We start from the raw sequence: 15,664 nt of genomic DNA on the forward strand, positions 1-15,664 counted from the left end.
CTAACCTAAATGGCGTGAGATTAGGTGTATTGGACGTTGGCAGTAACACGGTTCATCTTGTGGCGGTGAATGCGTCACAAGGTGGGCGCCCCGCTCCGATGAGCGATTGGAAGACCACCTTGAAGCTGGTGGAGTACCTTGACGCCTCGGGGGCTATCACTGAAACGGGGGTACGCAAGCTGGTGTCGGCGGTCGGAGAGGCCGCAGAACTGGCGCAGCGCTTGAGCTGCGATGAACTGATGTCTTTTGCTACCTCCGCGGTGCGATCAGCAACCAATTCGGATGATGTTCTCGCCCAAGTGGAACGCGAGACGGGGGTGCGCCTCGAGGTCCTCTCCGGTAAAGACGAGGCCCGATTGACCTTCCTCGCGGTGCGTCGTTGGTACGGCTGGTCGGCTGGTCGGATCACCAACCTGGACATCGGCGGTGGGTCATTAGAAATCTCGACCGGCATGGACGAAGAGCCCGATGCTGCCTTCTCCCTTGACTTGGGTGCAGCACGGTTGACGCACCAATGGTTCGATACGGACCCACCTGCTAGAAAGAAAATCAACGTCCTACGTGATTTTATCGACGCCGAGCTTGTCGACGTCGCCCAACAAGTCAACGCCTACGGCCCAGCGCGCCTTGCGGTGGGAACGTCAAAAACGTTTCGTACACTCGCTCGATTGACGGGATCGGCGCCGTCGTCGGCAGGACCTTTTGTTACGCGCGATCTGACCGCGCCGGGGTTGAGGCAGCTGATTGCGTTTATTTCTCGTATGACTGCTGCGGATCGTGCGGAGCTAGAGGGGGTAAGCTCAGATCGTTCGCATCAGATTGTTGCCGGCGCGTTGGTCGCTGAGGCGGCGATGCGTGCGCTTAACATTGAGCGGTTAGAGATTTGCCCGTGGGCTTTGCGCGAGGGAGTCATACTTCGACGCACGGAACAGGGTATTGTGCCAGAAGAAACCTCAAAAGGAGATGAGTAGGAGACATGAGCGAGAAACAACTCACCGTTGCAGAACTGCTGGCACGTTCCGGCAAAGCTGAAGCAACCTCCGAAACTCCACGTCGTCGTCGCCGTAACCTTGAGGAAGGCGGTGTTTCGGTCGCTGAGCTGACGGGCAATATCCCCAAGGTGAAGGCAAAGCCAGCTGAGCCGAAGCACTCCAATGAGCCCATTGATACGCCAAGCACCGAGGAAACCATCGTGCTGAGCGTGGTGAATGAGGACGATCCGGTGCGGTTGACCACCGATAGCTTCCCTGCTGTTCAGACTGAAGTTCCGGCTGCTGAGCTGGAAGAAGAACCTGAAGAGGTCGTCGAGGAAGAAGCCGACGATGAGGAAGAATTCTGGGAAGACGACGAGCCGGTTTCCGTCGCTGGTGTTGTAGGTCTTGCTTTGGTTGGCGTTATCGTTGGCGTGGGAATCTTCCTTGGCTTTGGCTACCTGTGGGATAACTACTCCCGCAAGGTCGTAGGCCTGTTGGCGTTGGCGGTTATTGCTGCCATGATCACAGTTGCTCATGTTCTACGTACGGAAAGCGATCGTCGCAGCATGGTGTGGGCTGGTTGCGCTGGCGTGGCCGTCACTTTTGTGCCCATGTTGGTTTCTTAAACTGGTTGCCCACTGTGAGGACTTCGTGGCAGAGTGTTCGCCATGACTTCAATCGCAGTAATTGGTGGCGGCAAGATTGGCGAGGCTTTGATTTCGGGCCTTGTGGCTAGTGGCATGAGTCCAAAAGATATTCATGTGACTAATCGCAATGCTGAGCGTGCCCAAGAGCTCAAAGAACGCTATGGTGTGTTGACCTTCTTGGAAAATGTTGCCGCTGTTGACGACGTAGACATGGTGTTTTTGTGCGTGAAGCCGCAGCAGGTCATTCCCGTTGTGGAAGAAATCGCAGAGGTTGTAGATAACAACACCAGCACCACTATCGTGTCGATGGCCGCTGGCGTGACCAACGCCATGATCGAGGAGAGCCTTGCCGCAGGTTCCCCTGTTATCCGTGTGATGCCTAATACTCCTATGTTGGTGGGTAGGGGTATGTCCGTGGTGGCCCCTGGGCGTTATGCCGATGAGGACACGGTGGCGTCGTTAACGCAGCTGTTGGAGGCTGTGGGCAGCGTGGAGGTCATCGAGGAATCGAGTATGGACGCGGTGGTGGCGTTGTCGGGTTCTTCTCCTGCGTATCTTTTTTTGATGGTTGAGGCGCTTATCGACGCCGGCGTGTTCCTTGGTCTACCACGTGATAAGGCGAAAAACTTGGCTGTTTCTTCCTTTGCTGGCGCTGCCACGATGTTGGAGCAAACAGGTGAGGAACCGGCAGTATTGCGTGCAAATGTGAGCTCGCCTGGCGGTACTACGATTGCTGCTATTCGGGAGTTTGAGGAAAGCGGTTTGCGGGCTGCGGTCTATCGTGCAGCGACTGCTGCGGCGACACGCAACAGTTCTTTGGGCTAGGGGGCATGTGCCCCTCTTTCTTTAACCTCTACTTGAAGGTTGCATTATGTTGTTTTCCAGCAAACCCCTGTGGCCTGTGGTTTTTAGATGATATCGACGGGGCGCATGTGATTAGAGTTGATTAACTTTATCCAGAGTGTCTCGTTGGGTCGCACCTGTCACACGATTCGCGCTAAGCTGATTCGAGCACGTGCGTGATCGTTCTGTGGGAGGGGAAGCCTGCAGCGCGCGACTTGCTGAAGGGTTAGGTAAATATGGCTAGAGAAAATAATGGCTCATTCCTCACAGTTGCTGAGGTCGCGGAGATCATGCGCGTTTCTAAAATGACCGTGTACCGCTTGGTTCACTCCGGTGAGCTGCCTGCTGTGCGCGTAGGACGTAGCTTCCGTGTGCATGAAAAGGCTGTGAATGAGTACCTCGATTCCTCCTACTACAACGTGGGTTAAGGCGCTGAGTCCTTAAAGTGGCACCTATTCCGAATCGTCGGGTGGGTGTTGATTTTGGTCAGTAGTGGGGCGCTCGGTATGCTTGTTAGCATTCGTGTCAGAATCGAGCCCCAACCTGCGGGCGGATGTGCACTTCGGCCGCGCGAAAGACCGTGGGGCTTCTGACAGGGAAGTACGTACACCAATCTATGAAGCGAGGGAAACCGTTATGGGTTCTGTCATCAAGAAGCGCCGCAAGCGCATGTCCAAGAAGAAGCACCGCAAGTTGCTGCGCCGCACCCGTGTTCAGCGTAGAAAACTCGGTAAGTAAGCCTCTTGGCTCTTTTTCCGCCCAAGGAATGTTAGTTCCTTGGGCGGTTTTGTATTCTGCGAAGAGCGTTTAGGAAAGGATGTACTTCATGCAGAAGTCAGTGCGTCGCAGTCTTATTGCGATTCTCGCCATTGTTGTGTTGATTGTGGTGGCGGGAGGTGCGTATATTCTCGGCAATAAGTCGGCAGGTACCCAGGCCGAAAAAACAGCGACTGATTTGCCACCTGGTTTTAGTGGTAAGGCGGGGTCGGCGAATGCAACACCTGGCACAAAGGGCCTCGACGGTCCTACGCCGCTTGCCGACGGTTCCTTCGATGCGACAATTTTTGGTCCTGCTAAAGAACTCAAGTCGGCTGATGACATCCTCAATGTGCACCGTCGTAACGCGAAAGATCCCTTTGCCGTGGGTGCGGTTGATGCGCCGCTGGTGATTACGGAATTCTCTGACTTCGAGTGCCCCTTCTGTGCCCGCTGGTCTAATCAGACCGAGCCAACGCTGATGGAAGAGTATGTGTCCAAGGGTTTGGTGCGTATCGAGTGGAATGATTTGCCCGTCAATGGTGAGCATGCGCTGGCTGCGGCGAAGGCGGGACGTGCCGCTGCTGCTCAGGGCAAGTTTGACGAGTTCCGCAAGGCGCTATTTGAGGCTTCTCGTAACGTGAGCGGTCACCCGAATAACACCTTGAAGGATTTTGAGAGGTTTGCGCGCAACGCGGGTGTGAAAGACATGGAGCGCTTCTCACGGGAGGCGCAAGATTCCACCTACGACGAGGTGTTGGCCAAGGCCGCTGATTATGCCCACGGATTGGGCGTGAGCGGTACTCCAGCGTTTGTGGTGGGCACGCAGTATATTTCTGGTGCCCAGCCCACGGAGGAATTTATCAAGGTGATTGAATCGGAGCTGAAGAAGTCTCCTACCTTTTCCATGCCTTCCATCCGCCAAAACTAAAGGCGGCAGTAACGAGGGCGGGGATACCAAACGTGCGAATGGCCTTGCGCAGGCTGCGGTAGTCGCGAACTGCCCAGCCGTGTTGCTTGGCCACTTTTGCTAGGGGGCGATCGGGGTTAATAGCCACAGCTGTTCCTACCATCGACAACATGGGGACGTCGTTGATGGAATCCGAGTAGGCGGTGCAGCGGCTTAAATCAAGGCGTTCGATGGTTGCGAGCGCGGCCACGGCGTGGAGTTTGCCGGGGCCATGCAGGATGTCGCCGACGAGGCGTCCGGTAAACACGCCGTCTTTGACCTCAGCGACGGTGCCGAGCGCGCCGGTAAAACCAAGCCGTTTGGCAAGGGCTTGGGCGAGTTGCACGGGGGTGGCACTGACAAGCCATACTTGTTGGCCGTCGGCAATGTGCTGGTCGGCCAGTTGTTTGGTGCCAGGCCAGAGCTTTTCGCTCATATTGTTATCGACGATCTCCTCGCACAGGGCTACGAGCTCGTCGACACGCCGGCCTTTAATGAACTCGAGGGCTTGCTGGCGGCCTTCGGCGACGTCGTGAGCATTTTCGTTGCCGGTGACCCGAAACTTAATCTGCTTCCATGCAACGGGCAGGATTTCGTTGAGCTTAAAATACTTTTTCTTGGCCAATCCCATGGCAAAAACAACGAGCGACGACCCCTGAATCAACGTGTTGTCGATGTCAAAGAACGCGGCCGCCCCAATGTCTTGGGGGATTTCGGGGTTGGCTGTTGTGACGTGCTGGGCGCCGGCGGCTTCGAAGGAGCCAGACACAGAATCGAGCCCTGAGGTGTATTCGTCGAGTTTGATGCCGAATAGTTCGCTGGCGGCGAGTTCTGCTGCGGCTTCGCCGGCTTCGCGCTGCGTGCGGGCGTCGATAGGCGGGAGGGCGTGTTCCTCGAAGAACCGGCGTAGGTTGCCACGTGAAGTGGACCAGCTGGCCAAGAATTCTTGGGGGGTCTGGTGCCAGTGGGGTTCTGGGATGGACTGACTCACAGTGCCGCTCACGCCTTTCTAGGGGGTATTCTTCTCACCATCGTAGTGGTGATAACTGTGAAGAGGTGGATATGCACAAGGTTGAGTTGATGGTGCGTAGCACGTGCGGTTCCTGTGCGCGGGTAGCAGCTCAGATACGTCCGGTGGTGGCTGCTGCTGGTGCGGAGCTTGTTATCGTCGATGTGGATTCGGATTCGGGGTTGGCCTCGGAGTTTGGTGATCGGGTGCCCGTCGTGGTGATCGACAATGAGGAATTTTCCTGTTGGGAAGTGGATAATGAGGAATTGGCTGCGGAGCTGGCTCAATAGCGGGAGTTAGCCAAGGCTTTGTTGTGCCATTGGTCACTATAGGCCAGAGTGTTTAATGATCAATCATTCTTATGGTTGATATTGTGGTGAGGGTAAACGAGCGGAAAGGTGAGCGCGTGAGTGTTCTAGTGGTGGGTATGTCGCATAGGTCGGCACCCGTTGCACTTCTAGAAAAGCTCAGCATGGACGATGGGGTGCGGACAAACACCGTTTCCGACTTGGTAGCACGCCCATCGCTGGCAGAGGCGATGATCGTATCGACCTGTAACCGGCTTGAAGTCTATGCCATGACGTCGAGTTTCCATACCGGCGTCAACGATGTGGTGGAGGTCCTCCACGATATGAGCGGTGTGGACATGGAGGAGCTGCGCGGCTATCTCTATGTGCGCTACGCGGATGCAGCAGCCGAGCACATGATGGAAGTCACCTCTGGTTTGGACTCCATGGTGGTTGGCGAGCAGCAGATTATCGGCCAGGTGCGTACCGCCTACCACAGCGCGACTGAGGCCGGCACGGTCGGCCCAGCGCTGCATGGTTTGGTGCAGGCGTCGTTGCATACGGGCAAGCGTGTGCACACTGAAACTGATATTGATGACGCCGGTGCTTCAATGGTGTCGTTTGCCTGCGATGAGGCGTTGGCTCAGATGTCTGCCACGAATTTTGCAGGCTGCCGTGCGCTGGTGCTAGGCGCTGGTGCGATGGCGTCGTTGGCTGCTACGCATTTGGGCCGCCTTGGTATCGAGCACATTACGGTGGCTAACCGCACGTTCGAGCGTGCACAGCGTCTTGCGGATCATGCGGTGGAGGCTGGTGTTTCAGCTTCTGCTATCGAGTTTGAGCGCCGTATGGACGTGCTGTGCGACGTCGACATGGTGGTGTCAGCTACGGGCGCGAACACCTTTACCATCGAGGCTGCGAACATTCCTGCAGCTCATGGCGATTTAATGATGATTGATCTTTCTCTGCCGCGCGATATTAGTGATGATGTTGCCGAGGTTTCTGGCGTGCGCTTGGTCAATATTGAAAAACTTCGTGACGTGGCTTCTTCTGGGGAGGCGAAGGACCATGCAGCGCAGCGCATTGTGGCCGAGGAACTGGAGGCCTACACTTCTGCCCAGCGCATTCGGGATGTTGTACCCGCGGTTGCGGCGTTGCGACGCCACGCTTCTAGTCTGATCGATTCAGAATTAGCGCGGTTGTCTACCCGAGTGCCAGGTATGGATGAAGACGACTTCTCAGAGGTGCAGCGCACTGTTCGCCGTGTGGTGGATAAGTTGCTGCATCAGCCGACGGTTCGAGTCAAAGAATTGGCGGCGCAATCAGGCACGGTGTCCTATGACACGGCCATTCAAGAGCTTTTTGGGCTTGCGGTCGAGGCGACACCTGTTGCTGTGAATGTGGATGAACTGCCGGAAAGGAATAACAAGCGATGACGTTGAAGATCGGCACCCGAGGAAGCCTGTTGGCTACCACGCAGTCGGGCCATGTTCGCGATGACCTGCGCTCCTATGGGGCAGAACTGGTGATCGTGACTACTCATGGTGACGTGAACATGGCTCCGGTGGAGCGCATTGGTGTTGGCGTGTTCACCCAGGCTCTGCGTGAGGAACTCCACACGGGTGGCTGTGATATTGCAGTGCATTCGTTTAAGGATCTTCCCACTGAGTTGGATCCGCGGTTTCATTTGGTTGTTCCCAAGCGTGCCGATTTCCGTGATTGTTTGATCGCCCGTGATGGCTTGTCGTTGGCTGAATTGCCTGCTGGTGCGTTGATTGGCACGGGTGCTCCGCGTCGTATTTCGCAGATCAAGGCGTTGCGTCCTGATGTTGAGTGCGTGCCATTGCGCGGCAATATTGATACCCGTATGGGCAAGGTAACCAGCGGTGAGCTCGACGCTGTGGTGTTGGCATATGCAGGTCTTACCCGTGTGGGGCGTGGGGATGAGGCTACGCAGGTTTTTGATCCGCAGGACTTCTTGCCGGCACCAGCTCAGGGTGCGTTGGCGGTGGAGTGCCGAGCAGATGATGCGTATGCCCGTGAAGCGATTGATTCTATCTGCGACGAGCAAGCACAGGTGTGCGCTGTTACTGAGCGTGTAGTTCTTAATCGCCTTGAGGCGGGATGTACGGCTCCGGTGGCTGCGCATGCAACGCTTAACGACGGCACGCTGACGTTGACCGCAGCTGTGATTGCTTTGGATGGTTCGAAGGTGGTTCGTCGTGAACTATCTGCGCCAGTAGCGGAGAATGTTGCGTTGGCGGAGGAGCTTACGCGTGCTTTGATTGCTGATGGTGCTGCGACCATCTTGGGATAATTCCGTAACTTCAATTATGGTTATGGCTTTAGTTTCCTTCTATCGGCAGCAAGCCTAGAAATGCGATTAATCATGAAGCCTGAGCACTCAACGCGAGGACGTGTCATCTTCGTCGGCGCCGGTCCCGGCAACCCAGATCTTTTGACGGTTCGAGCCCGCGAGGTGCTGGGCTCTACTGCCAATGCAGTGGTGGATTCCACTGTTGGTGTAGGTATTCGCGCAGTTATTGCTGAACATCTTGAGGTACCGCAGGCCAAACTTGATGCGGCCGAAGCAGAGTATGAGCGCATGTGCGCTGCGGAAATCACTGAGGTTTCCGCTGAGGCGAGCGTCGATGAGGTGATGGCGGTGCTCCTGCCACTGTTGGACCACGGTGATGTGATTCGCTTGGTGCAGGGAAATCCGTTAGCGGATTCTCGCACGCTCGATGAGATCACGGCGGTTACTCAGATGGGCGCGGATTTCCAAATTGTGCCAGGTATGTCGTTGCCGGCTGCGGTTCCTGCTTTCGCGGGTATTACGTTGGGTGATTCTTATACCAAGACCACGGTGAGTGAAGATACTAACTGGGATCAGTTGGCAACCGCCCCGCTGCCGTTGATTTTGCAGGCGAGTAAAGACGACTTGTTGACCATTGCTACGGAGTTGAAGGATCGTAAACTTCCGGCGAGCACACCGGTGACGGTGACTATGAACGGCACGACTCGTTTGCAGCGCAGCTTTGACATCACGCTTAAAACTATGAAGTCGCTGGTCAAGCAGGAGCTCGATGGCACTCTTGTGGTCACAGTGGGCGTATCGGATCGCAGTACATTTTCGTGGTGGGAAACCCGCGCGTTGTTTGGCTGGCGGGTGTTAGTCCCCCGTGCGAAGGATCAGGCTGGTCCGATGAGCAGTCGAATTGCCGCCTATGGTGCTATTGCGCATGAGGTTCCTACTATTTCTGTGGAGCCGCCGCGTAATCCGGCGCAGTTGGAGCGTGCGATTAAGGGCATTGTGGAGGGGCGCTACCAGTGGGTGGTGTTTACCAGCGTGAATGCTGTTAAGGCTGTGCGGGAGAAGATCGTATCATTTGGTTTGGATTCTCGGGCGTTTGCTGGGGTTCATATTGCTGCTGTGGGTGCTAAGACTGCTGCGGCGGTTCGTGAGTTCGGTATTACTCCTGAGTTGATTCCGCCGCGTAAGGAGCATAATGCAGCGGGTATGGTGTCGGTTTTCCCTAATTATGTGGAGGGCTTGGACCCGGTAGGTCGGGTGTTGCTGCCGCGTGCGGATATTGCCACTGATGTGCTGGTTGATGGTTTGGTCAACCTTGGGTGGGAGGTTGATGATGTGGTGGCGTATCGTACGGTGCGTGCCGCGCCGCCGAGTGCGGAAGTCCGCGACATGATTAAGTCTGGCGATTTTGATGCGGTGTGTTTTACCTCTGCGTCGACGGTGCGCAATTTGGTGGGTATTGCGGGTAAGCCGCATGCACGCACGATTATTGCGTGTATTGGGCCGATGACCGCTGCGGAGGCGGAGAAGCAAGGGCTGCGTGTCGACGTCATCCCCGAGGTGGCTAACGTTCCGGCTCTTGTGGATGCGCTGGTGGAGCACGTGGAGGGTCTGCGGGCTGCCGGTGAGTTGCCGCCGCCGCGTAAGAAGCGTCGGGCTCGTCACAAATCTAAGGAAGGTACAGTATGAATCTAGATCTTATTCGTCGTCCTCGTCGGCTTCGTTCGACTCCGGTGATGCGTGAATTCGTTGCGGAAACCACGCTGCGTCCGGCTGATTTGATTCTGCCGATGTTTATCGCTGATGGTATCGATGTTCCTCGGGAGATCGAGTCGATGCCAGGGGTTTACCAGCACACTATGGAATCCTTCATTGAGGCTGTCCACGAGGCGATCTCGGTGGGTATTCGCTGCGTGGATCTTTTCGGTGTGCCACTGGATTCCGATAAAGATGCTACTGGGGCGCAAGCGTGGAATCCCGAGGGCATTTTGAACCGCGGTGTGCGTGCGCTTCGTCAGGAGTTCGGCGATCAGGTGCTCATCATGGCGGATACGTGCTTGGATGAGTTTACTGATCACGGTCACTGTGGCATTTTGACCACGGATCGTTTCGGCGCCACCATTGTGGACAATGATCCAACGGTTGAGTTATATCAGAAGATGGCGGTTGCCCAAGCTGAAGCGGGTGCTCATATTGTGAGCCCGTCGGGCATGATGGACGGTCAAATTTTAGCTATCCGTGAGGCTCTCGACGCCGCAGGGTTCCAGGATGTTGCGATCATGGCGTATTCCGCAAAGTATGCGTCGGCGTTTTATGGTCCTTTCCGTGATGCTGTGGGCTCTTCTTTGCAGGGTGATCGCCGTGCTTACCAGCAAGATCCTGCTAATTTCCGTGAGTCGACCCTCGAAGTCGATCTGGACATTGAGGAAGGTGCGGATTTTGTGATGGTCAAACCTGCTATGCCGTACTTGGATGTGCTTGCTGAGGTAGCGTCTACGTCGTCGGTTCCGGTGGCGGCTTACCAGGTTTCTGGCGAGTATGCGATGTTGCATGCGTCTGCTGCGAACGGCTGGTTGGATCTGGATCGGGTGATGATGGAGTCTCTGATTTCTATTAAACGTGCCGGTGCGGATCAAATCCTGACATACTTTGCTGTAGAAGCAGCACGAAAACTTTAAGGGAGCACGTCGAGTGACAACTCAACCCGAGGCCGTGCGTTGGGCCGCCGCATCGTGGTGGACGGCGCTGGCGATTAACGCAGCTCATCAGATCCTTGGTGGCGTTATTGCATTTTTTAACCGTGGTCAGTTGATGGCGGAATTGGAAAAGCGGATGAATGGACAGGCGGTTCCAGAGATGGCGGCGTCGATAGGCGTTGTTATGTCGGTGCTGTTTTTGCTTGGGTTCCTTGGGTTGTTTGCGTGGTTTGTTGCTACGTTTCGCCAGGGTGGGCGGTTTGCGCAGCTGTGTCGCAAGACGATGACGTTTGTGTCAATTTATTTGGGCATTAGCGTGATTACGGTGTTTGCGATTGTGCCCACTTCCTTGTCGATTCCGCAGGGCTGGTTCTTGGCTGATGGTTGTTTGTCTATTGCTTGTGGCGTGGCGGCGATCATTGGTTTGATTTTTGCGCAGAAGAAGGAGTCGCTGGAGTGGGGTGTGATCCGTGACTGATTCGCCGCTTGACGACGCCATCCAGGAGGCCAAATCCGCTGCGCAAAAGGCGGGAATTGATACCGAAACTTTTGCCGCTGTGCAGTCGAAGGAAGGGCGTACTTCTTTCGCCTTTGAGCTGGAGGGGTTAGGTAGTGCCTCTTCGGTTTCGGAATTGGAAGAAGCGATCGAGCAGATCGAAGGCGTGGATGCTAGGATCGTTTATCCTTCGTCGATGGCGTGGATTAGCGCCAGTCGCACGTTGGATCCGACGCTCATTGTGGATGCTTTTCAGCAGCATGGTGTGACGGCTACGTTGACGGATTCTTCGCTGCGTCGTCGATTGGCGTGGACGGACGTGGAGGAGGGTCGGTATCGCCGTGCGCGTGCTCGACGCTTTGGTTCGCGTGTCGACGAAGAATCGCGTCGCTTCGAAATTGCCCGTCGCGAGGGGTTTTTGCATAAGCGTGATGAGACAACCCGGGTGGTGGAGACCACGGAGGTGTTGTTTACTGCGCGTTCGTTGATGACTAAAGCTCGCCTTTTTACTTCTATTGCCTGCACGATTCCTGTTTTAGCGGTGAGCTTTTGGCGGGAACTGCAGTTTGATTATTGGCAGTGGGCACTGGCAGCGCTGTCGCTTCCTGTGGTGCTCTATGGTGCGTGGCCGTTTCACCGTGCCACGATTGGTGGTGCGCGCAGGGGCATGTCGGCTCTGGATAGTGCCTCCTCGGTTGCCATTTTGATGGCGTGGGGTTGGTCTATCGTGATGATGCTGTTTTCTTCGGTGGGTGATCCTACGTACCGTGCCCAGCCGAAGTGGATTGCGATTGACCCCACGAAGTTTGTTTCGGGTGCACTGTTTTTCGATGTTGCTTGCGGCATGACTGTGATCTTGTTGGCGGGACGTATCTTGGTGCGTCGTGCGCGTTCGGATCTTTTGGAAGATTTGAAACGTTATCGCCCGAATCCGTCGTCAACAGTGACGGTGGTGGGAAAGAACCGTAAGACGGGTGAGGTTCGCAAGGAAGAAGTTGCGATCCAGAAGCTCAACGTGGGCGACGATATCCTCATTGCTCCTTATGCGTTGATCCCTGCCGACGGCTATGTTGTTGGTGGCGCTTCCACGATCGATGGCACTGCTTTGGGCATTGGCCGGTTGAAGGTCAAGGTCAACGACCATGTTTATGCTGGTTGTGTCAATGGTTCTAATCCGCTGAAGATTCGTGTGCTTCACACTGGTCACCGCACATGGTTTGCGGGCATTACGCGATGGGTGTCGCAGGCAAGTGTGCACCAAAACCATGCGGATGCGGTGGCAACGAGGGCGGCGTCGATGTTGGTGCCTGTCTCCTTTGTTATTGCGGCCACGGATTTTGCGTTGTGGGCGCTGATTACTAATAACCTCAATCAAGCTTTTGCTACCGCGCTGGCGGTATTGGGGTCTGTTTCTCCGGTGGCTCTGGCTACCTCGGCTTCTCTGGCTATGCGTAAGAGCATTGAAGACGCCGCCCGTCAGGGTGTTTTGATCCAAAGTGGTGAGACGCTGCGTGTGATCGATACGGTCGACACAGTAATTTTCAACCGAGTGGGTGCGTTATCTAAGGCAGGCATGTCGGTGGAAAAGGTCACGGCAGACCGCGGTGAAAATCCTGATTTGGTGCTGCGTGTTGCAGGCGCGTTGGCGATGGAAAGCGATCACCCCGTATCCCGGGCGTTGGTGCGTGCGGCTCGTGAAGCTCGCGATGCTTCGACTGATGATTCGATCCCTGGGTGGATTGACGTGACGCATTCGGAAATCGATGAGGAAGGTAGTTTCCGCGGTTTCGTGGAACTTCCCGTGGGTGATGAGACGCGCTCTGTGGAGGCCGTGTTGTGGCGTCCTCGCAGCTTGTCTGCGCTTGATGGTCGCCTTGCTGCTGCCGCGGAGTCGGGTAGTTCTCCGTTGGTGGTGCGCTGGAAGAACAAGGATCGTGGTGTTATCACTTTGTTTAATGCGGCTAAAGATGATGCTGTGGATGCGGTCGATGACTTGGAAGCTCAAGGTATCGAGACGATGATGCTGAGCCGTGATACCTACCCAGTGGCGCGTCGATACGGCGATAGCGTGGGGGTTTCTCACGTGCTGGCGGGCATTCAGCCTGGTCAAAAGCCGCAGACAGTACGCTCTGTGCGTAACCACGGTGCCACGATTGCGGTGGTGGGAGACGATTCCATCAATGATTGTTTCCGTGTGGCTAATGTGGGCATTTTGATTGATGCGATGTCGAAGAGCTCGGCAGCTATTGAGCACCCCGTTGCTAACGTCATCATGCTCAAAAACGACGTTGCCCCCATCCCACGCTTGTTTACCTTTGCGCGTCGACTAAACCGTCGTATTCGCTCAAATCTTGGTTTTGCGTGGGTATATAACGTGGCGGCGATTATTGCCGCTATTTCCGGAGTCTTGCACCCGATGATCGCAAGCCTGTTTATGTTGGGTGCGACCATCGTGATCGAAGTGCGTTCTACGTGGACGAGGAATTTGTAAGCTGAAGTGTTGGTCCGTATGACAACCTGCGGTGGAGCCATTCGAATGGTCCCCGCAGGTTCTTCTTTTCTAAGGCCCACGCAAGGAGCAGCGTAACTAGCCAAACGCCGAAGGCTATTGCAAGGATGCCGGCTGCCGATGCCTTAATCCCCAATGTGAATCCTAAAAATAGTGGGTAGCACAGGATCGACTGCATGAGGTAGCCGCTCATGGAGCGCTTACCCAAGGTGGCAAAGGGGGTGAGCCATGATGGTTTGATCTTGTCGACGCTAAGGGCGCAGATGGCCAGAATGCCTGGTCCGGAGAGCTGTCCGATAGAGAAGTTGAGGATTGTGAAAGTATCGGCTTGGGTAAGGCCCCATGGAATGCCGATTCCGATAATGATGGCGATTGCGATGCCGGACCAGATGAGAAGTTCGGTGCGGTGTTGGTGTACGTCTGCTAGTACGCCGCGCCTAGCCCAGCTGTAGCCGATGAGCATGATGGGCAGATAGAGCATTGCTTGGAGCGGGAACATGACGAGGCTTGAAATAAGTACAACTACGTTTGTGCCGTAATACTCTAGGGCTGTTTCTGATGCCATGCCTGCATCGCTGGTCAAGATTTGTGCTGCGGTGGGGAATGCCAGCAGGAGGGCCGCGAAGATACCAGTAAGACCGAACAGAATGTAGGCGATCAGTCGAATGGTTGTGTCTTTAAGCGGCAGCATGGTTGCGATGAGGACGGCTGCAAGGCCGTAGAAAGTCATGATGTCGCCATAGAAGAGTAGGAGGCAGTGAATCATGCCGAACATGGTGAGGAACAGGTAGCGTTTGATCAGTGCACCTCGGGCTTGGGAAAGGCTGAAGTGTTTGCGGATCATGCTGATGGTGATCAAACCGACGCCGAATCCGAGCAGCGTAGAGAACATAGGCAGGCCGCGGTTATGGACGAACATAGCGGAGAACAGCACTGCGATTTTATCGAGCGTGGAGTTTACTGGGCCGAAAATTCCTACTCCCATCCACGCTGAGGGGATGTTCGCCATGGCGATTCCGAGTAGTGCGAGGCCGCGGGCCACGTCGGGGGCCATCATGCGGGGTCGATTTTGATCCATGGGTTAGATATTAAAGTATCCAAGTAGGTACGCCTTGCTTTCATATCATCCAAAAGTTGGGCATGATGGGTGGCATGCCCAATCCTATTCTTGACGCCGCGGCCGGTGTGACTCCGCACCGCCGCCCTGTTTGGTTCATGCGCCAGGCTGGACGTTCCTTGCCCGAGTACCGTGAGCTTCGTGAGGGGGTCAGCATGCTGGATAGCTGTTTCCGGCCCGATATGCTGGCAGAAATCACTTTGCAGCCGGTGCGACGCCACGATGTGGATGCTGCGATTTTGTTTTCTGACATTGTCGTTCCGCTTAAAGCTGCAGGTGTTCATGTAGAGATCGTCCCTGGCCGTGGTCCGGTTATGGATCATCCGTTGCTTACTCGCCACGATATTCAGAATCTTCCGATCTTGGACCACGATGTCCACGAGGTTGCTGAAGGCATTGGCATCATTCGCGAGGAGCTTAACGACGCGCAAACGCTGATTGGTTTTGCTGGTGCGCCTTTTACGTTGGCGAGCTACTTGGTTGAAGGTGGTCCGAGTAAGAACCATGAGAAGACTAAGTCGCTGATGCACCAAGACCCAGAGTCGTGGCATCTGTTGATGCAGCGTTTGGTTCCTTCTATTGTGCAGTTCTTGCGTACTCAGATTGATGCTGGTGTGCAGGCTATGCAGCTGTTTGATTCGTGGGCTGGCTTTTTGTCTGAGCGGGATTATCGCGAGTTTGTGCTGCCCTATTCTATGGAGATTCTTGCGCAGGTTGGCGATGTCCCTCGGATTCACTTTGGTGTGGGCACTGGGGAGTTGCTGACGGCGATGAGTGAGGCTAGTAGCGAAGTGGTGGGCGTCGATTGGCGGGTGCCGCTTGATGTGGCTGCGCAGCGGATGGTGTCGCCGAAGGTGCTGCAGGGTAATTTGGATCCGGCCATTTTGTTTGCTGTTGAGGATGTTATGCGTCGTGAGATTGCTCGTATTTGTGCCGAGGCGGATCGTGCGATTGCGGCGGGTCATGCAACTGGCCATATTTTTAATCTTGGACATGGCGTTTTACCGAATACTGATCCCGATGCGATTACTCGTGCTGTCGAGATCATCCATGCTTTCTAGAGAAGG

The 15,664-nt window shown here is 55.4% G+C and carries 16 protein-coding genes; 14 read left to right on the forward strand and 2 right to left on the reverse strand.

Annotated elements, in window-relative coordinates:
• Positions 1-14: 14 nt before the first annotated feature.
• From ABMV07_RS01920 to ABMV07_RS01945, 6 genes are all read left to right on the forward strand, one after another.
• Entirely contained in the window at positions 15-971 is a 957-nt protein-coding gene (locus ABMV07_RS01920) for a Ppx/GppA phosphatase family protein (protein WP_088266408.1), read from the forward strand.
• A 5-nt stretch (positions 972-976) separates the two neighbouring features.
• Positions 977-1,600, forward strand: a complete 624-nt coding sequence (locus ABMV07_RS01925) for a hypothetical protein (protein ID WP_088266409.1) — start codon at positions 977-979, stop codon at positions 1,598-1,600.
• Between the two features lie 42 nt (positions 1,601-1,642).
• Positions 1,643-2,446 carry a pyrroline-5-carboxylate reductase gene (gene proC, locus ABMV07_RS01930; RefSeq protein ID WP_199325324.1) on the forward strand — a complete coding sequence of 268 codons (804 nt, stop codon included), beginning with the start codon at positions 1,643-1,645 and terminating at the stop codon, positions 2,444-2,446.
• Positions 2,447-2,700: 254 nt separating this feature from the next.
• Positions 2,701-2,892, forward strand: a complete 192-nt coding sequence (locus ABMV07_RS01935; protein WP_088266411.1) for a helix-turn-helix domain-containing protein — start codon at positions 2,701-2,703, stop codon at positions 2,890-2,892.
• Positions 2,893-3,100: 208 nt separating this feature from the next.
• A complete protein-coding gene (locus ABMV07_RS01940) occupies positions 3,101-3,202 on the forward strand; it encodes a 30S ribosomal protein bS22 (protein ID WP_003402602.1) in 102 nt (33 codons plus the stop codon).
• A 79-nt stretch (positions 3,203-3,281) separates the two neighbouring features.
• On the forward strand, positions 3,282-4,151 hold the full coding sequence (locus ABMV07_RS01945) for a thioredoxin domain-containing protein (protein WP_197690811.1): 870 nt from the start codon (positions 3,282-3,284) through the stop codon (positions 4,149-4,151).
• Here the strand turns inward: ABMV07_RS01945 and ABMV07_RS01950 are convergent.
• A complete protein-coding gene (locus ABMV07_RS01950) occupies positions 4,117-5,160 on the reverse strand; it encodes an HAD-IB family hydrolase (protein ID WP_088266413.1) in 1,044 nt (347 codons plus the stop codon). The two genes, ABMV07_RS01945 and ABMV07_RS01950, sit on opposite strands and share 35 nt — an antisense overlap.
• Before the next feature lie 71 nt (positions 5,161-5,231).
• On the opposite strand from ABMV07_RS01950, the gene ABMV07_RS01955 reads away from it, so the two are divergent.
• The 7 genes from ABMV07_RS01955 to ABMV07_RS01985 all read left to right on the forward strand — a co-directional run bounded on the left by ABMV07_RS01955 (position 5,232) and on the right by ABMV07_RS01985 (position 13,462).
• Positions 5,232-5,468, forward strand: coding sequence for a glutaredoxin family protein (locus ABMV07_RS01955; RefSeq protein ID WP_088266414.1), 237 nt, complete (start codon positions 5,232-5,234; stop codon positions 5,466-5,468).
• 116 nt (positions 5,469-5,584) lie between these two features.
• Complete coding sequence (locus ABMV07_RS01960) at positions 5,585-6,901, forward strand: glutamyl-tRNA reductase (RefSeq protein WP_088266441.1); 1,317 nt, start codon at positions 5,585-5,587, stop codon at positions 6,899-6,901.
• A complete protein-coding gene (gene hemC, locus ABMV07_RS01965; protein WP_196981132.1) occupies positions 6,898-7,782 on the forward strand; it encodes a hydroxymethylbilane synthase in 885 nt (294 codons plus the stop codon). The genes ABMV07_RS01960 and hemC overlap by 4 nt, the downstream gene beginning before the upstream one ends.
• 60 nt (positions 7,783-7,842) lie before the next feature.
• Entirely contained in the window at positions 7,843-9,468 is a 1,626-nt protein-coding gene (locus tag ABMV07_RS01970; RefSeq protein WP_374064837.1) for a uroporphyrinogen-III synthase, read from the forward strand.
• Entirely contained in the window at positions 9,465-10,457 is a 993-nt protein-coding gene (gene hemB, locus ABMV07_RS01975) for a porphobilinogen synthase (protein WP_374064838.1), read from the forward strand. The genes ABMV07_RS01970 and hemB overlap by 4 nt, the downstream gene beginning before the upstream one ends.
• Before the next feature lie 13 nt (positions 10,458-10,470).
• Positions 10,471-10,953, forward strand: a complete 483-nt coding sequence (locus tag ABMV07_RS01980; protein WP_088266418.1) for a hypothetical protein — start codon at positions 10,471-10,473, stop codon at positions 10,951-10,953.
• Positions 10,946-13,462, forward strand: a complete 2,517-nt coding sequence (locus tag ABMV07_RS01985; RefSeq protein ID WP_088266419.1) for a heavy metal translocating P-type ATPase — start codon at positions 10,946-10,948, stop codon at positions 13,460-13,462. Before ABMV07_RS01980 ends, ABMV07_RS01985 begins: the two co-directional genes overlap by 8 nt.
• Here the strand turns inward: ABMV07_RS01985 and ABMV07_RS01990 are convergent.
• Positions 13,440-14,558: a DUF418 domain-containing protein gene (locus tag ABMV07_RS01990; protein WP_088266420.1), complete on the reverse strand. Its 1,119-nt coding sequence runs from the start codon at positions 14,556-14,558 to the stop codon at positions 13,440-13,442. The two genes, ABMV07_RS01985 and ABMV07_RS01990, sit on opposite strands and share 23 nt — an antisense overlap.
• Positions 14,559-14,620: 62 nt before the next feature.
• Here ABMV07_RS01990 and hemE point away from each other — a divergent pair, with 62 nt between their 5' ends.
• Positions 14,621-15,658, forward strand: a complete 1,038-nt coding sequence (gene hemE / locus ABMV07_RS01995) for a uroporphyrinogen decarboxylase (RefSeq protein WP_088266421.1) — start codon at positions 14,621-14,623, stop codon at positions 15,656-15,658.
• Positions 15,659-15,664: the final 6 nt, after the last annotated feature.

This window comes from Corynebacterium belfantii, from assembly GCF_041898185.1.
Lineage (GTDB): Bacteria > Actinomycetota > Actinomycetes > Mycobacteriales > Mycobacteriaceae > Corynebacterium > Corynebacterium belfantii.

What these genes read in the sequence shown, in the direction of transcription:
- ABMV07_RS01925 (WP_088266409.1), top strand. Translation starts at nt 977, where the DNA reads ATGAGCGAGAAACAACTCACCGTTGCAGAACTGCTGGCACGTTCCGGC.
- proC (WP_199325324.1), top strand. Translation starts at nt 1,643, where the DNA reads ATGACTTCAATCGCAGTAATTGGTGGCGGCAAGATTGGCGAGGCTTTG.
- ABMV07_RS01970 (WP_374064837.1), top strand. Translation starts at nt 7,843, where the DNA reads ATGCGATTAATCATGAAGCCTGAGCACTCAACGCGAGGACGTGTCATC.
- ABMV07_RS01935 (WP_088266411.1), top strand. Translation starts at nt 2,701, where the DNA reads ATGGCTAGAGAAAATAATGGCTCATTCCTCACAGTTGCTGAGGTCGCG.
- hemC (WP_196981132.1), top strand. Translation starts at nt 6,898, where the DNA reads ATGACGTTGAAGATCGGCACCCGAGGAAGCCTGTTGGCTACCACGCAG.
- ABMV07_RS01990 (WP_088266420.1), bottom strand. Translation starts at nt 14,558, where the DNA reads ATGGATCAAAATCGACCCCGCATGATGGCCCCCGACGTGGCCCGCGGC.
- ABMV07_RS01955 (WP_088266414.1), top strand. Translation starts at nt 5,232, where the DNA reads ATGCACAAGGTTGAGTTGATGGTGCGTAGCACGTGCGGTTCCTGTGCG.
- ABMV07_RS01945 (WP_197690811.1), top strand. Translation starts at nt 3,282, where the DNA reads ATGTACTTCATGCAGAAGTCAGTGCGTCGCAGTCTTATTGCGATTCTC.
- ABMV07_RS01940 (WP_003402602.1), top strand. Translation starts at nt 3,101, where the DNA reads ATGGGTTCTGTCATCAAGAAGCGCCGCAAGCGCATGTCCAAGAAGAAG.
- hemE (WP_088266421.1), top strand. Translation starts at nt 14,621, where the DNA reads ATGATGGGTGGCATGCCCAATCCTATTCTTGACGCCGCGGCCGGTGTG.
- hemB (WP_374064838.1), top strand. Translation starts at nt 9,465, where the DNA reads ATGAATCTAGATCTTATTCGTCGTCCTCGTCGGCTTCGTTCGACTCCG.